At 38.0% G+C, this 16,759-nt stretch carries 15 protein-coding genes and 1 pseudogene; 3 read left to right on the top strand and 13 right to left on the bottom strand.

Annotated elements, in window-relative coordinates:
* Positions 1 to 26: 26 nt before the first annotated feature.
* The 3 genes from uxuA to RCG17_RS16435 all read right to left on the bottom strand — a co-directional run bounded on the left by uxuA (position 27) and on the right by RCG17_RS16435 (position 3,820).
* A complete protein-coding gene (gene uxuA / locus RCG17_RS16445) occupies positions 27 to 1,100 on the bottom strand; it encodes a mannonate dehydratase (protein WP_308171224.1) in 1,074 nt (357 codons plus the stop codon).
* Between the two features lie 25 nt (positions 1,101 to 1,125).
* On the bottom strand, positions 1,126 to 2,775 hold the full coding sequence (locus RCG17_RS16440) for a mannitol dehydrogenase family protein (protein ID WP_308171223.1): 1,650 nt from the start codon (positions 2,773 to 2,775) through the stop codon (positions 1,126 to 1,128).
* A gap of 289 nt (positions 2,776 to 3,064) precedes the next feature.
* A complete protein-coding gene (locus tag RCG17_RS16435; protein ID WP_308171222.1) occupies positions 3,065 to 3,820 on the bottom strand; it encodes an IclR family transcriptional regulator in 756 nt (251 codons plus the stop codon).
* A 348-nt stretch (positions 3,821 to 4,168) separates the two neighbouring features.
* Between RCG17_RS16435 and RCG17_RS16430 the strand changes: the two genes are divergently transcribed.
* The 3 genes from RCG17_RS16430 to RCG17_RS16420 are packed head-to-tail and all read left to right on the top strand — an operon-like array spanning position 4,169 to position 5,841.
* Entirely contained in the window at positions 4,169 to 5,107 is a 939-nt protein-coding gene (locus RCG17_RS16430) for an FAD:protein FMN transferase (protein WP_308171221.1), read from the top strand.
* Positions 5,091 to 5,384, top strand: a complete 294-nt coding sequence (locus RCG17_RS16425; protein WP_308171220.1) for a hypothetical protein — start codon at positions 5,091 to 5,093, stop codon at positions 5,382 to 5,384. Before RCG17_RS16430 ends, RCG17_RS16425 begins: the two co-directional genes overlap by 17 nt.
* Positions 5,377 to 5,841: a hypothetical protein gene (locus RCG17_RS16420; RefSeq protein ID WP_308171219.1), complete on the top strand. Its 465-nt coding sequence runs from the start codon at positions 5,377 to 5,379 to the stop codon at positions 5,839 to 5,841. The genes RCG17_RS16425 and RCG17_RS16420 overlap by 8 nt, the downstream gene beginning before the upstream one ends.
* Positions 5,842 to 5,868: 27 nt before the next feature.
* Here the strand turns inward: RCG17_RS16420 and RCG17_RS16415 are convergent, their stop codons facing one another.
* The 10 genes and pseudogenes from RCG17_RS16415 to RCG17_RS16370 form a co-directional block, all read right to left on the bottom strand.
* A complete protein-coding gene (locus tag RCG17_RS16415; protein ID WP_308171218.1) occupies positions 5,869 to 6,543 on the bottom strand; it encodes a hypothetical protein in 675 nt (224 codons plus the stop codon).
* A 144-nt stretch (positions 6,544 to 6,687) separates the two neighbouring features.
* A complete protein-coding gene (locus RCG17_RS16410; RefSeq protein ID WP_308171217.1) occupies positions 6,688 to 8,319 on the bottom strand; it encodes a b(o/a)3-type cytochrome-c oxidase subunit 1 in 1,632 nt (543 codons plus the stop codon).
* Positions 8,309 to 8,800, bottom strand: a complete 492-nt coding sequence (locus RCG17_RS16405) for a cytochrome c oxidase subunit II (RefSeq protein ID WP_308171216.1) — start codon at positions 8,798 to 8,800, stop codon at positions 8,309 to 8,311. Before RCG17_RS16405 ends, RCG17_RS16410 begins: the two co-directional genes overlap by 11 nt.
* 14 nt (positions 8,801 to 8,814) lie before the next feature.
* Positions 8,815 to 8,949, bottom strand: coding sequence for a cytochrome c oxidase subunit 2A (locus RCG17_RS16400; RefSeq protein ID WP_308171215.1), 135 nt, complete (start codon positions 8,947 to 8,949; stop codon positions 8,815 to 8,817).
* Positions 8,950 to 9,265: 316 nt separating this feature from the next.
* On the bottom strand, positions 9,266 to 9,793 hold the full coding sequence (locus tag RCG17_RS16395) for a DUF4334 domain-containing protein (protein WP_308171214.1): 528 nt from the start codon (positions 9,791 to 9,793) through the stop codon (positions 9,266 to 9,268).
* Position 9,794: 1 nt separating this feature from the next.
* On the bottom strand, positions 9,795 to 10,652 hold the full coding sequence (locus RCG17_RS16390; protein WP_308171213.1) for a class II fructose-bisphosphate aldolase: 858 nt from the start codon (positions 10,650 to 10,652) through the stop codon (positions 9,795 to 9,797).
* Between the two features lie 252 nt (positions 10,653 to 10,904).
* On the bottom strand, positions 10,905 to 11,807 hold the full coding sequence (locus RCG17_RS16385; RefSeq protein ID WP_308171212.1) for an aldo/keto reductase: 903 nt from the start codon (positions 11,805 to 11,807) through the stop codon (positions 10,905 to 10,907).
* A 204-nt stretch (positions 11,808 to 12,011) separates the two neighbouring features.
* A complete protein-coding gene (locus tag RCG17_RS16380) occupies positions 12,012 to 13,124 on the bottom strand; it encodes an ABC transporter ATP-binding protein (protein ID WP_308171211.1) in 1,113 nt (370 codons plus the stop codon).
* 54 nt (positions 13,125 to 13,178) lie between these two features.
* Complete coding sequence (locus RCG17_RS16375; RefSeq protein WP_308171210.1) at positions 13,179 to 14,960, bottom strand: ABC transporter ATP-binding protein; 1,782 nt, start codon at positions 14,958 to 14,960, stop codon at positions 13,179 to 13,181.
* Positions 14,947 to 16,715 (bottom strand): annotated as a pseudogene (locus tag RCG17_RS16370) (ABC transporter ATP-binding protein). The gene RCG17_RS16375 and the pseudogene RCG17_RS16370 overlap by 14 nt, the downstream one beginning before the upstream one ends.
* Positions 16,716 to 16,759: the final 44 nt, after the last annotated feature.

Here is a 16,759-nt window from a genome sequence, read left to right as displayed (position 1 = left end):
TTACGACGATTATAGAAAAATAAAGATTATTTCCCGCGTTTTTCTAATGACTCCCAAATACCTGTCAAATACATTGCACCTAATGCACGATCGTATAGACCGTAGCCTGGACGACCAGTTTCTCCCCAAATCATCCGTCCGTGATCAGGGCGAATATAGCCATCAAATCCATTGTCATATAGCGCTTCCATTATTCGGAACATATCATGTGATCCGCATGGTGTGTAATGTGCAGATTCGTAACAATCCTTTCCATTTCCGATGAATTTTACATTACGAATATGTGCAAACGGAATCCGATCTCGCTTTGCAAACTCTGCAACAATAGCTACTAGATCATTATCGGGATCTTCACCGATTGACCCTGTGCAAAAAGTGATGCCATTATACGGTGAATCCACTGCGTTACAGATAAAGTCTAAATCGTCACGATTTTTCACAATACGTGGTAAGCCAAAAATGGAATAAGGCGGATCATCAGGATGAATTCCCATTTTTATGTCTACTTCTTCACATACTGGAATAATCTTTTCTAAGAAATATTTTAAATTTTCCCTCAGGTCATTTTCAGTAACTCCTTGATATTGCTGGATAAGTTGTGTTACATGAGCCAATCGTTCTGGTTCCCACCCTGGCAAAACAGTCCCTTTATTTTTAGAGAGAACTTCTTGTGCGACCTCTTCCGGAGATTTTTCAACCCCGGCTTTAAAGAAGGCCATCGTTGTTGATCCATCTTCTAATGGGTAGGCCATTTCTGTTTTCATCCAATCAAATACAGGCATAAAGTTGTAACAGATCACTTTTACACCAATTTTTGCTAAGCGGCGGATCGTCTCTTTATAATTTTCAATATATTTATCTCGAGTAGGTAATCCTAGTTTGATATCCTCATGAATATTCACGGATTCGATCACTTCTAACTCCAGTCCGTGTTCTGTTACATCTCTTTTCATTTCTTCAATTTTTTCCATCGGCCACACTTCGCCGACTGGAACATCGAATAGTGCACCAACTACACCAGTCATTCCAGGAACTTGGCGGATATACTCTATTTTTACAGGATCATCATTTTTTCCAAAATAACGCATTGTCATTTTCATAATACTTATTCTCCTAATTTGTTTATTATTTGTTTACTTCAATTGCATGAGCAGCTAGTTCTTGTTGTAGGACTGTTCGCACTGCATTAGGTCCAGTAATCATTCGGACAAAATAATTCTCAATCTTTTCACCCAAACCTATTTCTTCAAGATTTACGGAGAAGATCTCTTTATTGCTTAAAATCGGATGAAGTGCTGAATGAACATCTGCAGTTTCCCCTAATGTGATTGTTGAAACATAAGAGTGTAATTCCTCATAGAGCGGATCCGGACTTGGCGTAAATAGCTGACCTTTATCGTCTATCGCCATTAAGTAACGACACCATGCAGCAATCGTCAAGGGGATGAAACGTAATGTCTTAACATCTTTGTTTTTAGTTGATACATATGCTTTTATTGTCTCACCAAAACGAATGCCCACTTTTTGTGATGTATCTGATGCAATACGCTGTGGCGTATCTGGAATATTAGGATTCATAAACCGTTTATAGATAACTTCTTTAATAAAGGAATCAGGATTGATAATTTCCGGGTTTTTTACTACAGGAAGTCCTTCCACAAACCCAATCTGCTCAATTAATTTCAATAAATCTTTGTCTTGTACTTCTTTGTAAATACGATCAAATCCAAGCAAACAACCATATATAGCAAGTGTTGTGTGAAGTGGATTTAGACACGTACATACCTTCATAAGATCAGCATTATTCACAGTCTCCCGATTGCCCAGCAATACTCCATTTGCTTTCTCAAATGCTGGACGACCATTTGGAAAATCATCTTCAATGACAAGATAATGAACTTCTTCGGTATTGACGAAAGCTGCTAATTCGCTTCCCCGATCACCTGTCTTATACGGCATCATTTCCTCAATGCCTTCTTCTTCCAATTTTTTTGCAATATCTACATTTGGAAGTGGCGTAATACGATCAATCATTGTAAATGGAAAACTCACTCGATTGTCTTTATCTAAATACTCAATGAAGGAGTTTGAAACAAAGCCTTGTTTTAACCATCCATTTGCAATTTCAAGAACTGCCGCTTTTAATCGATCCCCATTATGCGAAAAATTATCTGTAGATACAACGGCAAGCGGTAATGCTCCAGCATTAAAACGTTCAACTAAAAGATACGCCAGTTTCGCCATTGTATTTTGAAGTTTGTCAAAGGTTGGACCTGCTTGAATATCTTGAGTAACTTGTTTAAGTAAATTTCCGGCAGAATCTTTTACGGCATAACCTTTTTCAGTAATTGTCAGGGTCACTAATTTGAGACTTTTATTTTTGAAAATGTTTACCAAACTTTGTACATCGTGTTTATTTGATGGATGAAAATACAAAGCCTCAGCTGTAGATGCAACTAATTCTTTATCAAAACTACCATCGGCTTTCATAGTGACTGTAAGTGACCGATTGTCAAAACGATGATAGAGGTCCTTTACCAAATTTTCCCCAAACGTTTCTACAACAACGATACCCGTGTCTAATTCACCTGCATTGATTAAATCTTGAGCAACTTTTGCATGGAAGCAACGGTAAAGATTTCCGCCACCAAAATGAACCCACTCAGGATTAATTTTTGTTTTCTCTCGTACAATTTTTATATCAAAACTGGGAACAATAACTTTTACAGCATCAAATGTCGCACGCTTTAAAAGATAGTCTTCAGTGATCTTCATCGTAATTCTCCTTTTCTGATGATTTTCCCTTATATCAAACAGGATAGTAAAAGCTGCAACAATTTTTTAAAAGAAGCAAGTTTCCATATTGGAAACAAAGTTTCTTGATTACGTGATAATTATATTACTTCACAAACAGTCTTGCAAGCGTTTTATTTTTACTATTTTCCAAAAGGATATATTAGATTTGAAAAGGATTTTATTTTTAAATAAACAATTTCTTTCAAAAAAAAGAGATGTCCCTCTAATAGTCATTATTCAACGACCATTAGAGGGACATCTCCATTGTTCACAACTTTTTCTCAATTTTTTCTTTAACCTCCAAAAGTGCAGAACAGATTTTTTGGCTAAGCTCTTCTGTTAAGCGATATTTGGGGACACTGATACTTATCGCTCCATATGTTTTGCCCAGCTTTGTAAAAGCTACTGCTGCACTTCTAACACCCAATTCACATTCTTCACGATCGAGTGCATAGCCTCTTAAACGAATACGTTGTATATCAGCCATAAAATCATCAAAGTTTGTTAATGTATTATTTGTAATTTGTATAACATCAGCAAGATGATAGTAATCATAAATTTCTTTATCAGACTTTGCCGCAAGTGTTGCTTTTCCCGTTGCTGAAGCATACATTGGAACAGTTTGTCCTATGCGAGAACGCAAATTGACTGTTGCGATTGCTTCATATTTTTTTAGATACATCATTTGTCCATTTTCTTCTATACTTAAATGGATAGTTTCTCCAATCTTGGAATGAAGTTCATCCATAAATGGTGTTGCGATTGATTCGATGTTGAATTGTCGAACAGCCGCCGTTCCATACCCAATCAATCGACTCCCGAGCGTAAATCGGTTAGTCATCTCATCTCTGGTAACCAAGTTTAAATCAAGCATGGAATTCAATATTTTTGAGAGTGTTCCTTTATTCATATTAAATTCCATACAAAGCTCTGTTAATCTAACAGGATTTTCCACATCACGTAGATAGTCCAAAATTTCAATTGATTTATATAAAACACTGCCATATCTCTTTTCTTCTGACATGATTGTTTTCCCCCTGTGATAACAAAGAAACTCTCCTATTAATCTCAACTTTTTTATCGTATTCAACATTCAGCTCGATGTCAAATTTTCGAACAAAAAAATAAATTACTCAGACTTGTTTTAAGAAAAAAGCCGTTTCCAACTGGAAGAGACTCTAAATTTTTGTAGTTCCATTTAGCATGAAAACTTCCAATTTTTATAGGTTTTTCAAAAGTTCTTGTAAAGAATATGTAACATTCTTTTAAAGCTCTATTAAAGTGCCATTGTTAGAATAGACGAGGAAATCGGCATCCTTTCATTAATATACAAAAAGGACCGTGGAAAAGGGGAAAAGGAAAAACGATGGCAATGAAGACACTGACGTATCTCGCCATGAATACAACATTTGAACTCAGGTTGGATTCCAAACATGAAATTTCAACCGATTTTTTCACTAAGATCATTTCAGAGACGGAACGTCTCGAACAAATCATGTCCCGCTTTCGGGAAACGAGCGAGCTGACATACTTGAACCGCAATCTGAACCATTGGAATCACATTTCCGAAACGATGTATAACGTTTTAAAAAAGACGGAAAAGAAATGGGCGGAGACGAATGGCGCTTTCGATCCAAGGGTTCTTGCATATTTGGATCGATTGGGTTACTCAGGTGCAGAAGTCGCACCCGCATTTTCGTGCGAGGGTGCGCTTTTCGACTGGAAAGCTGATGGGAAAGTGAAATTCTTCGCTCCGATCGACCTTGGCGGCATCGGGAAAGGCTATACGGCGGACTACTTATCCACCTTGATCGAACAGGAATGCAAAGATGAATTGACGGGGTATATCATAAACGCCGGCGGTGATATGATCGTTTGCGGAACACAAGCAGATGGCAGCGCTTGGAATGTGGGAGTGGAAGATCCCATTCATGCTTCGAATGATTTGGCGATGGTTTTGAGCATATCCGGTGAAAAAACTGCCATTTGCACAAGTTCCACATGGAAAAGGAGATGGGAACGTGAAGATCGGACTTTCCATCACTTGATCAATCCATGGACGAAACTGCCGTATCAAGGGAACGTAGTGAGCGTGACTGGATTTGCGGAAAGCTGTGTGGATGCGGAAGTTTATACAAAAGCCTTGTTCATACAAGATGAACAGAAAGACATACACTTGCCATACTTGCCTTACATTTCGATCAATGCCAAAAAAGAGATTGTCTGTTCGAACGAAATCGCTTCGAATATTATTTGGACTTTTTCCGATTTTCATAGAGAGGGGAATATGTTTCATGTCGTTTATGACTAAAAAACGTACCATTTTACTATTGTTTACGTTTGTTTTCTTTGTCAGCACTTACGTAACAGTCCATTCCTATTTGAAAAACAATCAACCAACTACTTATCCAACTATTTCTGAAGTAAAAATACAAAAACAAGCTAATTCTGTGGCAGGACAAATTCAAAAACTACAAAGCAATTTGGTGGCAGCAGCAAAAGCGAAGAATGCAATCGATCATCAATACTCCAACCTAGTTGATCAAAAAAATGCATTATTACAAAAAGAAGGTGGAAATAATGAATAAATTATGGAAGAAATCTGTCATTGGAACTCTATGTGCTGGGGGGTTATACGCAGGCGTCCTTTATAATGTCCAGGACCAGGTAAGTGCTGCCAATGTTCAAAAAAATGCATATTTACAAAAAATTCAAGAGCGAAACCATTTAATCAAAAAATTAAATAACTATAATCAAAAATTATATCAATTACAACTCACTTACAATCAAACAGTAAATGATACAAATCAGAAAAGCCAACAAATAAATACGCTTAATTCAGAAATAGCTCAAATTAAAAACCAGATTGCTGCGATGTCAGTTCATTCGTCTTCGGCGAGTTCAGCGAATACCAGTAGTAGCACAAGTTCTACAACAACTCAGGCACCAACAGCTGTTAAGCCTTCAACTCCCGCTCCCGTTGTAACTCCAAAGCCGACGCCGGCACCACCACCTCCCGTACATTCGGTGACAAAGGCATCTTGAAAACAAAAAAAATACCGCTGTTTAAGTTTAAACAGCGGTATTTTTTTGTTTTAACGGAGCTGTCATTCTCTTTTTTGGCTGTTTCTTTATTGCCCAGTGACGGTAAAAGAACGTACCAAAAGTAAGTAACGTCGACAACCCATACATTGCCGTGAACGCTAGTGTGTCGGATCCACCAAAGAATCCATGAAAGGTAACCAAAAACCAAATGACGATAGAAATCCGGTGAATATCAATCCATTGTTTAAAGTGCTTCCTGATGGAAGCGGTGAACCCAATCAGGATAAGGAAATAAAGTCCAATCGTCCCTGCCAAATATGGATAGGGATGTACCGCGGCATGTATTGGGAACCACATTTGTTTGAAGGTTACCCCGGATTTTGGGTCAATCACTGTAAAGATGAGGTGCATGGCAACTAACGTATAAGTTGCAGCTATCAATGCTTGGTGCCATGGCAATAGATATTTCGACAGTTTCCATCTATCCTTATTCCTTGGGTTACTGAGCAGGTTCCCGAGTATAATCACGAAAGTCAAGACGATGTAGGAAACAATGGCGGATGATCGGCTAATGATCCAATATCTTTGGTTTTGAACATTCGGATTATGCCCAAGGATTAGCAAACCGACAAGTGTGAATGCAATGACGGAAGCCACGACAAAAAGTAAAAATTTCACTGAAATATTTTTTTCCTGATTCACTCATTTATCACTCCCTTTTACCGAACTTCGCTTCATTGTATCAGTGCTTTTTTAATTCTCCCTTAGAATTGTGTTACATTTATGTTACCAAGAGGTTTTTACCCGCCATTTAGAAATAATCTATAACTTTGTAAAACTTTGTTTTTAGTAAGTTTTAAACCCTTTACTTCCCATGGGACCGTGTTGGAGCATATGAGAAAATGGCAAGGCATAAGCGATGAGAATCAATGCAACAACGATCCCGATCCACAGCCACCAATTCTCAAAGATTCTTGGAGTTATACCGGCATTCTCTTCAGGCTCCCCGATCGGGAATTCAGTCTTACCCTTTGGCGCAAGGAACAGCATATGAATGATGATATAGATGATCAAGATAATCCCAATAAAAAGGATGGTTCCGCCGACAGCTTGTGCGATCTGATAAGGAATCCAACTCATTACCTGGTCGCTTCCGTTATAAGTGGAATAAGCAGATCGTCTAGGTGCTCCCAGCAGCCCTTCCAGGTGCATGGAACCGGACATGATGATCATTCCAAGACCCCATAGAACCGTTTGGATTATTCCCAAACGATTGATTTCCTTTGTCAATACCCTTCCTGTGATGGAGGGGATTAGCCAATAACAAATTCCAAAGAATGTCAAGAGGACCGTTGTTGCGATTGTCAAATGGAAGTGACCTGTTATCCATATCGTATTGTGAACGACCTGGTCCATCTGGTTGGAAGCGTTGATGAGCCCGCCTGCTCCACCTGGGATAAACGAAAGCATCCCGACAAAAGGAGCCAAGAAGCGAACATCCCCCCATGGCAAAGCTTTATACCAACCAAACAAACCCTTAAACCCTTTTCTCCTTCCGGCTAATTCAAAGGTGGCAAACATTGCAAAGGCAGTTATAAGGGATGGGATTACCACCATAAACGTGAGGATAACCTGAAAAAACTTCCATTTTTCATCAATCCCTGGTTCCGTCAATTGGTGGTGAAATCCAACAGGGATAGAAAAGATCAAAAACAGGATAAAAGCAAGACGTGCCAACGAATCAGAAAAAATCTTTCCGCCAATGATTTTAGGAATATTAACATACCAGACGATATAGGCAGGTAGAAGCCAAAAATAAACAAGCGGGTGGCCAAAATACCAGAAAAGCGTGCGGCTGACTAGCACATCGATCCGTTCGTTCCATCCCAAAGACCATGGAATGAACTGAACTAGAACGGTTGCGGCAACCCCCAATGTACAAATAAGCCATAACGACATCGTGATTACGGACATAAAGCTCATGATATGGGGTGTTTGCCCTTTGTTGTTTTTCTTCCACTTTGCATAATGGAAAAACATGGCGAATCCGCTTATCCAACTGCCGACGACGACGAGCGCAAGCCCTATATAAAAAGTGGGATGAGCCTTCATTGGGGCATAAAAGGTATACAACACGGATGCCTGACCAGTCAGAATAGCAGCAGATGTCATCACGGTCCCGACCGTCATCACCCAAAATCCGATCCATCCTGCCGTTCTTCCGCCATGAGTGAATGCTCCGCTTGTCATGCTCATACAGGCAAATAGGAATCCGACGATAAAGAATGTGGTCAACACAAGAGCGAGAAGAACTCCATGGACTGTCAACAGCTGATAATAACCGATTCCGGCAGGAAGGTTGAATTCCCCTGAGCGGACCAATGTTTGGAGCAGACCGGAAAAACCACCTAGTAAAAGGGCCGCAAAAGCTACATAAATATGGGCCAATGTCAATCTTGCATCTTTTTTATTTTCCATTATCCACTACCTCCACTGTCGCATACATCATTTGATGACCGGAACCACAATACTCATTACAAACCATGGTAAACGTGCCTGCATTTTTAAGTTTAACGGTCAAATCACTGATATAGCCGGGCTCCACCATCATATTGACGTTTGTACCTGCAAGTGACAGTCCATGAATCACATCCGTCGTTGCCGCCCTGAAAGTAACAGTTGCCCCTTTGGGGATTTTTATCACTTTGTCAGAAGTTCCGACGTCATAGCTGAAAGCAGAAGAAACGATATCTAGCTCATAGCGATTATCTCCAATCTTATGCAAGCCTGGATGATTAAAAGGGACTGTTTCCCGCACATGATCCGGATCAATTTCATTCAAACCGCTGGGAGGATTTCGCCCCATCATAAAGGCATTCACCCCAACAATAGTTAAAAAGACGATAAGCATCGCTATTCCGAAAGTAAGCCAGATCCTTTCATATTTATGAATATGCATCAATCTACCACCCCTTATCTAGATAAAAACAAAAGATAAATACTCAACCACGATCCGATAAGGAAAAATCCAAGTAACATAACAGATGTTAAAGCGCCTTTTAGACTTTCATCTTCTTTTTCCATTTTTTTATTTCGGGCTTTTTCCATACAGTTGACACCTCCGATTAAAATATATTCAATGTGTAATAGGTATAATGACGTATATTATTAATGCAAAACGACACTTTTGTGACAAAAAAAAGAGCAATCCATCGATTTGCTCTTAAATACTTTACTTTGATAATATTTATTTTTTACTAATATATTGGCCCCAAGCAGGCAGCCCCCGGACAATGACAGCTGACCTCTTTAATAAACGGATTGGGATAAGGGTTGAAGTAACCTGCCACACCTACTTTAAGTGGATTTTATTTTAACCGCTTCACATGGTGTAGAGCAGCTAATTGAACAAATTACTATTTGTTTAAAGAGGTATATCTTCTTTTACTCTTTTTAATACAAAGAAATAACATTTATCAGTAGGTATGTTTTTAATATCCATAATTCCCAATAATGTATTTTCATTCACTTTCCTAAATATATCAATGATTCCCTTTTGATCATAGATCATAGCTGAACTTATTTTGCCTCTAAATTCCACCTTACGTAATCTTGCAGAACTTTTATTGGTCTTGATAAGAGGACGAAAGACCTTCAAAGATACGGATAAAATATTCTTTGGCACCTTAGTCAGGGGTATAGCTATTGGAATCATTCCAGGATTCACTGAAAATAAATTGCCGTTTTCTCTTTCACAAAGGAGAGGGTGGACGTGTTCTTCATCTATAAACTTTTTTCCATACCAATTTGCAGTCTTTAGTAAACCTTCAAGTGGATGTCCAGTTTGTAGTTCATCACCTTTCCATAATCCCCATATTTCCTGTGGCTCGACACCTTCTAAATGATCAAAGAATTCAAAAGCTTCATTTTGTGAAACTTTTCTTTTAAGCATTTCATCTAACACCTGAGGAACCAAACTCACGTATTTTCCCAATAACGGTTTCTTTAATTGCTTCACGCCCTGGACCCATGTATTTCCGAGGGTCGTATACATCGGGATTTGTATTTAGCACTTCTCGAACAGCGCTTGTAAACGCAATTTGATTTTCTGTATTTACATTTATTTTTGCTGTTCCTAATGAGATGGATTTTTTGATTTGATCAGTAGGAATGCCCGTACCACCATGTAAGACTAATGGCAGCTCAATCGTTTTACAAATCTGTTCCATTTCTCTGAAGCCTAAGTTTGGTTCCCCTTTATAAGGACCATGAACAGAGCCTAATGCTGGAGCCAAACAGTCAATACCTGAAAGGTTAACTAGCTCCAGACATTCATTCGGATCTGCATAGATAACACCATCGGCTATAACATCGTCCTCTTGCCCGCCAACGGTTCCCAACTCAGCTTCTACAGAAATACCTCGGTCATGTGCATATTGAACGACTTGTCTTGTTATTTTCACATTTTCTTCAAATGCATGATGGGATGCGTCAATCATAACCGATGTAAATCCAGCATCAATTGCATCCTTACACTTTACAAAGCTGGAGCCATGGTCCAAATGAATCGCAACTGGTACTGAAATAGTCATTTCCTCCATAAGTGCTTTTACCATGGCTGTTACTACCTTAAATCCTCCCATATGACGAGCTGCTCCTTCGGAAACGCCAAGAATCACTGGTGACTTCTCTTGCTCAGCAGCTGCTAAGATAGCTTGTGTCCATTCGAGGTTATTGATATTAAACTGCCCAACTGCATATCCTTCCTTTAATGCCTTATTTAGCATTTCCTTAATTGAAACAAGTCCCATGATTATTCCTCCTAATAATTAATTTATATAAAACTATTATTCTTCTAACCTTTCATATAACAGCTAATTCCCATTAAAAATAGATATTATTTATTTTAGTTAACTGTCCAACAAATATAAATTACAGGTAAAATACGACACTTTATCCATTATCCATCCCCTGAGGATACAGATTGTGAAAATAATTATCTCTTTAACCTTCGGATACAATCCCACTTTCTTTTAACCTGATTAATATTTTTTGAAGTTAACTTACCATAATTTATAGCCTGCTTCTGTTATGATTTTATACCATTGTTCTCTTGTCATTTGCACACCCTGTAGTGAATGTAAAGCTCGCTTTATGCGATCTCTATTTCCAGTCCCTAATACAATAACAGGATCTGAAGAATGTTTTAAAAGCCACTTATATATCACTTCATCAACTTCCCTTAAGTGAAGTTCTTGCTTAATACCTTCTAATACATTTTTCATGTTTTCTTCAAAGGCATTAGTAGGATTAAAAATTCTCCCCCCTGCTAATGGTGACCAAAACATCGGATGAATTCCCTCCTTTAAGCAATGGGTCATGGTTCCATTCTTATAATTTTCAATTCCCAAAGGATGCAACATGAATTGATGAGTAACAAATTTTACATCCGTATATTTTTGTAGTGTATCGAATTCCAAGGGATTATGGTTTGATAATCCAAAGTATTTAACCTTTCCTTCCTCTATCAATTGATTCAGAGTATCATTTAATTCTTTCGGATTAACCAGTAAGTCGTGCATATGAATGAGGAGTAAATCAATATAGTCACACTTTAGTTTTTCTATTGATTTATTTACTTGTTTTATAATGTACTTGCTATCTGAATTGAAAAATCTCGTTTTTATATTTGGATTTGCATCATTAGGAACGCATATAGAACACTTTGTAATAATTTCTATTTTTTCTCTCAATTGAGGTTTCATTTGAAGAACTTCTCCGAATAGTTCTTCGTTACGATGATTGCCACCGTAAATGTCTGCATGGTCAAAGGTTGTAATTCCTTGTTTTATACACCATTCAACAAATTCAATTCTTTGTTTAACATTTAAATTCCAATCATTCAATCGCATACATCCGATAACTAATTTTGATATTGAGAAATTGTCCTGTAAATTTACTCTCACAATAACGTCCCTCCAAGTATAGTTAAATTATATGTATCAACTCGATTGTGGCTTTGTCCTCTGATATGAAACTACAAATAAAGAATATAGTTACTCTTAAAATCATTGAGTTACTTTTTATTTCCGGTGTTTCTCCCGTTGTTTAACTGCTAGGTCGGGATGTTAATTCTAGCAATCTTCCCTCCTATTCAATAAAAAATTGAATTATTTATCATTTGCAGGGCGGATCCTTATTTGTGTTTCGGTATCAAAGAAATGTGATTTATTCATATCAAAAGCAACCACAATTTTTTCTCCTGGCGTTATATTGGTACGAGAATCAAGGCGTGCGACAAAATCTTGACCGTCAATACTTGAATAGACCATGGTTTCAGCACCTAATAATTCAGATACATCAATTTGGACTGAAATCTTTGTGCCTACAGATGATTCAATAAACACGGGTTCATCATGAATATCCTCAGGACGTACACCCATTACAATTTCCTTCCCTACATATCCTTGGGAACGAAGATATTTCATTTTCACTTCAGGAACTGAAATCGATTTGTTTCCAATTGTAAATTTGCCATCTTCAAGTTTGCCGTTAAAAAAGTTCATAGCTGGTGAACCGATAAACCCTCCAACAAAAATATTTTCTGGTTTTTCATATACTTCTTTAGGTACACCAATCTGCTGAACAATACCATCTTTCATTACAACTAAACGAGTAGCCATTGTCATTGCTTCCGTTTGGTCGTGGGTAACATAGATTGTCGTTGTCTGTAATCGGCGGTGAAGCTTTGCAATCTCAGCACGCATAGCTACACGAAGCTTTGCATCTAAGTTAGAAAGAGGCTCATCCATTAAGAATACCTTCGCATCACGGACTATAGCACGTCCTAAAGCAACACGCTGTCTCTGCCCACCTGAAAGTGCCTTAGGTTTTCTGTTTAAATAGGTCTCAAGGCCAAGGATTTTTGCTGCTTCTTTAACCCTGCGGTCAATTTCATCTTTTGGAAATTTGCGCAGCTTTAATCCAAATGCCATGTTATCGTATACAGACATATGTGGGTATAAAGCATAGTTTTGGAAAACCATGGCGATATCACGGTCTTTTGGTGCAACATCGTTAACTCTTTTTCCATCAATATAAAAATCACCTTTAGAGATTTCTTCAAGACCGGCAATCATCCTTAGTGTTGTTGATTTTCCGCATCCAGAAGGTCCGACGAATACGATAAACTCTTTATCATCTATTTTTAAGTTGAAATCTTCTACTGCTGTTACTTTATTATCATAGAGTTTATAAATGTGTTCTAATTTCAATTCTGCCATTTTGATAGCCTCCCTATAATTTTTTCTAGGTTTAACAAATGAAAATGTTCCATATCATCCAACCGCTGAGGATATAAATTGTGAAATATATAGCTTCCAATAATGCCCCTTCTTATTGAGTAACACTTGGTGAGCTCCTTCTTCTATGATTCTACCCTTATCAATCACTAGAATTCGGGTTGCATTTTGAATGGTCGAAAGCCGGTGAGCAATAATAAAGGAGGTTCTGCCTAAAAGCAGCCTCTCAAGCCCTTTTTGTAACGCAAGCTCCGTTTCTGAATCAATTGATGAGGTTGCCTCATCCAGAATTAATATTTTGGGATCTGCCAATAACGCTCTGGCAAAAGAGATCAGCTGCCTTTGTCCATTGGAAAGTCTGGTTCCTCTTTCGTTCACTTCCGTTAAATATCCATCCTTCAATCTGCTGATAAACTGATGCGCCTGCACTGATTTTGCAGCTTCAATCACTTCTTCATCTGTTGCATCCAAGCGTCCATAGCGGATATTATCCATAATGGTCCCAGAAAAAATGAATGGATCCTGAAGCATGACACCCATTTGCTTACGAAGAGACGGGATGGTTACAGTTTTTATATCAATACCGTCGATTTCTATTTTTCCTGCATTGATATTATAGAAACGGCTAATCAAGCTGACAATTGTAGTCTTACCTGAACCTGTTGCACCTACAAGGGCTATCGTTTCTCCAGGCTTAACGCAAAAATTAATATTGTCAAGGACTTTTTCCTCCCCCTCATAACCAAATACTACATTTTTAAATTCAACATTCCCTTTAATGTCCGGAAGACCAACAGCTTTGGGATCACTAAGAATGGCAGGCTCTTCATCCATCGTCTCAAAAATCCTTTCCAAATAGGCGGTTGCATTAATGATCGCATTATAAAAGTTTCCGATATTCGTTAAAGGAGTCCAAAACATTCCGATGTATCCAACAAAAGCAATTAAAGCTCCAACCGTCACTCCATGGCTAATCAGAGAGATACCCATAATATAGATAAATGAAACGGTAAGGGTTGAAAGATTCTCAATGGATGGCCATAGAAGAAATTGAATTTTGACCGCTTTCATCCACGCAGTACGATAGCTTTCCGATACATCTCGGAATATTCGCTTATTTTCATCCTCCCTAGAAAAAGCCTGGGTTACTTTGATCCCATTAATACTTTCATGAATATAAGCATTCATATTTGATTGCTTGTTGCTCAAATTTTGCCACGCTTTCCGCTGGGCATTTTTAATAAAAAAGATAACGATAGCAAGGAACGGAAAACCCGCCATCGACAGCAATGTCAGCCTAACATTAATTGAAAACATGAAACCTAAAATGACAAAAAGACTAAAAAGATCGGTAATTAAATTAATTAAGCCATTTGAAAGCAAATCACTTAGAGAATTAACGTAGTTGACAACCCGGACCAAGATTTTCCCATGCGGTTTACTGTCATAAAAAGAAAAAGATAGTTTTTGCAGGTGTGTGAACAAATTTTTTCTTATATTTAAAATGACGCTTTGCCCAATTTCTGTCATCATACGAATCTTATATTTTAAACAGAGTCCGGTAATCACTAGGGAGATGAGATAAATTCCCGCTAAAATCCCTAACCCTCCTACGTCTTTTCCAGGAATCTTTACATCAATAGCTTGCTTAATTAAATATGGTCCAATCAAATTCGCAGCGCTGGAAACCAGCATGATAAGAGTTGTAAAAAGAATCGACTTTTTATAAGGTTTTAAATAAACGTACAACCGCTTAAAATGAATAAAACGAAAAGGAGATTCTAACTCCTCGTCTACATCAAATTTATTGCGTCCCATTTAGATGGATCACCTCCTTACCTTGATCAGGATTATCAAAATTCCCAAATTGGTTTTTAAACACATGAGAATAATAGCCTTTTTTCTTTAGAAGTTCCGTGTGTTTTCCTTTTTCAATAATCCTTCCATTCTCCATTACAAGGATTAAATCGGCTTCCATGACAGAGGAAATTCGATGAGCAATAATAAAACAAGTTTTTTCTTGAAGTATGGACTTCAACGTATGTTGGATTCTGAGCTCAGTTTCCATATCCACTGCTGAAGTTGTGTCATCAAGGATTAGGATAGCTGGATCTTTAAGAATGGCACGCGCAAGTGCAATCCGCTGTCTTTGTCCTCCAGATAGTCCGACACCGCGTTCACCGACAACCGTATTGTAACCATTGGAAAGCTCACAAATAAACCCATGGGCTTCTGCAACCTTTGCCGCTAATTGAACTTCTTCAATCGTCGCTTCGGGATTCCCGTAAGCAATATTTCCCTCTATGGTATCTGAGTAGAGAAAAATATCCTGCATCACCATGGCAATATTCCATCTTAATTGGTGAAGGTCCCAATCCCTTACATTGACTCCATCCACTCTTACCTCACCGCCGGTAGTATCGTAAAACCTGCTTAGCAGATTTACTAATGTTGATTTTCCAGCACCGGTTGGACCAATAATTCCTACTGTCTGCCCCGGAATCACTTTAAAATTGATGTCTTCTAAAACAGGTTCATCACCATAGTTAAAAGAGACATGATCAAACTCCACGATACCCTTGAAATTTTTTACGTTATACCGAATATTTTGATTCTTTATTTTAGACTCAGTGTTTAATAATTCTTCCACTTTTTCTGCTGAAGCAATGAACCGTTGGACATCATTAATCAACCAGCCCGCCATTCGCATCGGGTTGTTTAATGCCCATAGCAAGGAGTTAAATGTGACCAACTTTCCTATGGTAATAGAGCCTTTAATCACCATAAATCCCCCTACAAATATCATGGCAACAGAAAATACCCGGCAAGTGAATCGAGTACAGGTAAATATTTTTCCCAAACTTGCGCGGAGTTAATGTTCTTCTCTTTGAATTCTTTATTTTGAACGGAAAATTTTTCAGTTTCATAGTCTTCTTTAGCAAAGGCTTTAACCACTCTGTTTCCGCTAATGTTTTCCTGTACAACGGAATTTAACCTTGCAAACTGTTCTCTTATTTCTGAAAAAGTCGGTTTAACTGAGAAGGTTAACTTGTATGCAAAAAAGCCGCTAATTGGGGTAATGATCAGCATGGTTAAGGCTAACGGCGGATGAATAGAAAACATGAACACAATCGCAAAAATCAAAATTGTAAAGTTTTCAAAAATCATATAAATGACCCAAGAAATAAAATGTCGGACCGCTTCCAAGTCACCTGTCATCCGGGACATAATGTCTCCCGTTTTGGTTCGATCATAAAAGCTAAAATCTAACTGGTGAAGCCGATCATACAACTGTTCTCTAATTCTAAAAATGACACCTTGCGAAATACGCTCGAACGATAATTGATAATTATAACGAATAACAGTTTTAACGATCGTAACTCCAATCATGGTCGTTAAAAGGGGTAATAATAAATGTTCTTGATGTTCAAAAATAACTTTATCCACAATTTTTCCTGCAACATAAGGATTAACCATATTAAGTGCTGAAATAAATAATGACAATGAAAGACTTAAGAATAATCTAACCCGATAATTTCGTATATAGCCCCACGCCCATCGCATACTATGCATGATCCTCTCCCCCTTCCTTATGTGCTATAAGCCTATATACAAAA

Source organism: Neobacillus sp. PS3-12 (genome assembly GCF_030915385.1).
Lineage (GTDB): Bacteria > Bacillota > Bacilli > Bacillales > Cytobacillaceae > JAEVLT01.
This window is presented reverse-complemented; position numbering and strand designations above follow the sequence as displayed.

Bases quoted from the DNA above. Each gene is read 5' to 3' on its own strand.
- uxuA (WP_308171224.1), bottom strand. From the start codon at position 1,100: ATGAAAATGACAATGCGTTATTTTGGAAAAAATGATGATCCTGTAAAA.
- RCG17_RS16440 (WP_308171223.1), bottom strand. From the start codon at position 2,775: ATGAAGATCACTGAAGACTATCTTTTAAAGCGTGCGACATTTGATGCT.
- RCG17_RS16435 (WP_308171222.1), bottom strand. From the start codon at position 3,820: ATGTCAGAAGAAAAGAGATATGGCAGTGTTTTATATAAATCAATTGAA.
- RCG17_RS16430 (WP_308171221.1), top strand. From the start codon at position 4,169: ATGAAGACACTGACGTATCTCGCCATGAATACAACATTTGAACTCAGG.
- RCG17_RS16425 (WP_308171220.1), top strand. From the start codon at position 5,091: ATGTCGTTTATGACTAAAAAACGTACCATTTTACTATTGTTTACGTTT.
- RCG17_RS16420 (WP_308171219.1), top strand. From the start codon at position 5,377: ATGAATAAATTATGGAAGAAATCTGTCATTGGAACTCTATGTGCTGGG.
- RCG17_RS16410 (WP_308171217.1), bottom strand. From the start codon at position 8,319: ATGGAAAATAAAAAAGATGCAAGATTGACATTGGCCCATATTTATGTA.
- RCG17_RS16405 (WP_308171216.1), bottom strand. From the start codon at position 8,800: ATGCATATTCATAAATATGAAAGGATCTGGCTTACTTTCGGAATAGCG.
- RCG17_RS16400 (WP_308171215.1), bottom strand. From the start codon at position 8,949: ATGGAAAAAGCCCGAAATAAAAAAATGGAAAAAGAAGATGAAAGTCTA.
- RCG17_RS16395 (WP_308171214.1), bottom strand. From the start codon at position 9,793: ATGCTTAAAAGAAAAGTTTCACAAAATGAAGCTTTTGAATTCTTTGAT.
- RCG17_RS16390 (WP_308171213.1), bottom strand. From the start codon at position 10,652: ATGGGACTTGTTTCAATTAAGGAAATGCTAAATAAGGCATTAAAGGAA.
- RCG17_RS16380 (WP_308171211.1), bottom strand. From the start codon at position 13,124: ATGGCAGAATTGAAATTAGAACACATTTATAAACTCTATGATAATAAA.
- RCG17_RS16375 (WP_308171210.1), bottom strand. From the start codon at position 14,960: ATGGGACGCAATAAATTTGATGTAGACGAGGAGTTAGAATCTCCTTTT.